This is a genomic window from Pseudomonas sp. Snoq117.2 (assembly GCF_900110545.1).
GTDB lineage: Bacteria > Pseudomonadota > Gammaproteobacteria > Pseudomonadales > Pseudomonadaceae > Chryseomonas > Chryseomonas benzopyrenica.
Genome location: NZ_FOED01000044.1, coordinates 1 through 2,257 on the forward strand (window position 1 = coordinate 1; position 2,257 = coordinate 2,257).

The window sequence follows — 2,257 nt, forward strand, 5'->3', positions numbered from 1 at the left end:
GCCCAGTCACCGGCAGTCTCTCCGGCGAGCCGCTGTGCCGCTCCTCGTCGTACCTGGCCAGGGGACTGACGACGACCAGCCGCCAGTTGCGTGAGGCCGCGTTCGTGGCGATCTCGCGGTTAGTGGCCTCGCGCCGCTTCTCTTTCTGAGCGGCCAGCAGCAACACCTGGTCGAGCTTGATGCGAGGGGCTACCGACACCCGCCCGGCGCATTCGTGGAGCAGGTGAGAAATGAGCTCGCCATTACGCTTTCCCGCCATTGCCGGGTATCAGGTGGTGAGCCGGCTTTCCGACCAGAGAAGATGCAGCAGGCCCAGGAGGGTCATGGCCGGCTTCTTCACGCCCGGGGCGGCCGGCGGGGAGGGCGCCGCATCCCCAGCTTCCCCAGGCGCTTGCTGCCGTACGCCCCGGGCGAGCCTCACCTTCATACCCCCGTCGGCGGTTTCTTCCACCACACCGACGGCATAGCCCTGCAGACCAGAGCGCTCGGGCGCTGCTGCATAGAAGCGACAGTCATTGGCATGCTCCGGGCCGCTGTGAGGGTAGCGGGCGAGGTGGTAGCCGTCCGATCCTTCGCGCAGCTTGATCGTCACCTTTCGCTCGCCGCTCCCAGGGCATCCGCACAGACCGTGTTCCCGGCCGTAGGCGCGTTCCAGGACGCGCTTCCAGGCCGCGGCGTACTGAGGATCCGTTTGGAACTCAGGGGAGTATGACTTCCCGCCCAGGGTGATCCGATAGCGGTTGTTGAGCATAGGCGTAGGCCTCCAAGCCAAGGTGGTAGCTATCTCCTCACCGCGGCCCGATAGCGAGTGTCGCCGGCCAGCCGCGCTGAGGGAGAGATCCCTGTCAGTACAGCACGGCAGCCGCCTAGGCAAACGCCGGATTGAGCACGCTCCGGGCGTGAACCCCGTAGATTTGGCCGGCGGCCGGCAGTCGCGCTAGTCCCGGTACTGAAGACCCACGGCGGATCGGCAGTTGCGATGCTCCAGGCTGCCAGCCTTATACGGCCAGCAGACGCGGTCCTTCATGCTTGGCGTCTGGTGCACCACCGTGACCTTCGTCGGCTGCGGGGGCGCCTCTTCTGGCACCAGGCTTCGAGGGGCTTCGCTGAAGCTCACCACGTTATCGGCCCCGCGTGGCGTGAAGTTTCGGTCGTTGAAGACGGTCTGCTTGCCAATCGCCGCTGCCGGCGGCGGGACGTTCGAGGGTGAGGTCGCCGCGGCTACCGCATTTCCTTCCACGGTTGAAGGCGTAGCGCGGCGGACCGTGCCGCGGACGGTATCGACCCGCTCTGGGGCAGGATGAGCTGCAGCCTCGGCGCCAAGGGCGAGGTGGTCAGTACCTACGGATGTCGGTGGACCTGGTAGAGCCCGGCTGACCAGCTGCACGGCAGCAAGTGTCGCGAGGCCGCCGACGGCAAGGCACACGACTAAAGCGACCGGCCGCGCCCTACGCGGCTTCTGCACCAGCCAGTCAGGCGCATCATCAGGCTCGGCACTCATTGCCATGTTCAAAAGTCCTTTTTCCTTCATCCAGGGTGGCCCCAGCGGTGCCGCTCTGCGGTGCTTGATCTCTTGGTGCCAGCGGTAAACTCCGCCGGCGCCTGTCATCGCCAATGAAGGCGATGACTAGGATTCTTCACTGTATTCGTGCTGATCAACTAGCTCACGACGCTTTCGAAGTCGTTCTACTTTCGACCGGTTTGAACAAAAACATCATCACCATAATTGGCAAGAGAACTCCTGGTGCTGCCATAAGCAGCAGCCACCACGGATTATCTTCGAGCGCGGGCACTGCAGCCTGCCAAAGATAATCAGCAGCCGCGTGCCCCATTCGGCCGGTAAAGAAGAGGGCGATCATTGCAATAGGGAAAAGAATGACCGCAAGCGAGAGCCGGGTTGCTGTTTTCAGCGGCCTGATCATGGATGAACTTCAACTCCATATGCTCAATGATTGGCGTCGGCAATCGTCGACTGATACGCCCAAAGTACCAGGCTTGCCCTATGCAGCAAACGCCCCAGACCCGAGCGGCGCAGATCTGGGATCGAGCTGTAGGCTTGAGGAGCTTCCTCACCGTAGGCCGACGAACCCTTCTGGTGCCAGGGTAAACGCAGCTGGCGCCCAGACCTGGCCATCCTTCGATGTGCGGTCCCTGACAAGCGATAAGGTGCCCGGTGTTTGCGTTTTCCAGAAGTGTAGTGGTCAACCCATCCCGGACAGTGGGTTAAGTTTTTCTTCGGCCACCGCAGGCGGTAGCC

General features: G+C 63.1%; 3 protein-coding genes and 1 pseudogene. All 4 read right to left on the reverse strand.

Annotated elements, in window-relative coordinates:
* Positions 1-259 (reverse strand): annotated as a pseudogene (locus BMZ43_RS25915) (phage tail protein); the annotation flags it as partial.
* Positions 260-268: 9 nt separating this feature from the next.
* Positions 269-751 (reverse strand): DUF1173 family protein, encoded by a 483-nt coding sequence (locus BMZ43_RS25920; RefSeq protein ID WP_093257848.1) that lies wholly within the window; start codon positions 749-751, stop codon positions 269-271.
* A gap of 186 nt (positions 752-937) precedes the next feature.
* Positions 938-1,507, reverse strand: coding sequence for a hypothetical protein (locus BMZ43_RS25925; protein ID WP_093257850.1), 570 nt, complete (start codon positions 1,505-1,507; stop codon positions 938-940).
* A 157-nt stretch (positions 1,508-1,664) separates the two neighbouring features.
* On the reverse strand, positions 1,665-1,922 hold the full coding sequence (locus BMZ43_RS25930) for a hypothetical protein (RefSeq protein ID WP_093257852.1): 258 nt from the start codon (positions 1,920-1,922) through the stop codon (positions 1,665-1,667).
* Positions 1,923-2,257: the final 335 nt, after the last annotated feature.

Excerpts from the sequence above, each read along its gene's own strand:
- BMZ43_RS25925 (WP_093257850.1), bottom strand. The coding sequence starts at position 1,507 with ATGGCAATGAGTGCCGAGCCTGATGATGCGCCTGACTGGCTGGTGCAG.
- BMZ43_RS25930 (WP_093257852.1), bottom strand. The coding sequence starts at position 1,922 with ATGATCAGGCCGCTGAAAACAGCAACCCGGCTCTCGCTTGCGGTCATT.
- BMZ43_RS25920 (WP_093257848.1), bottom strand. The coding sequence starts at position 751 with ATGCTCAACAACCGCTATCGGATCACCCTGGGCGGGAAGTCATACTCC.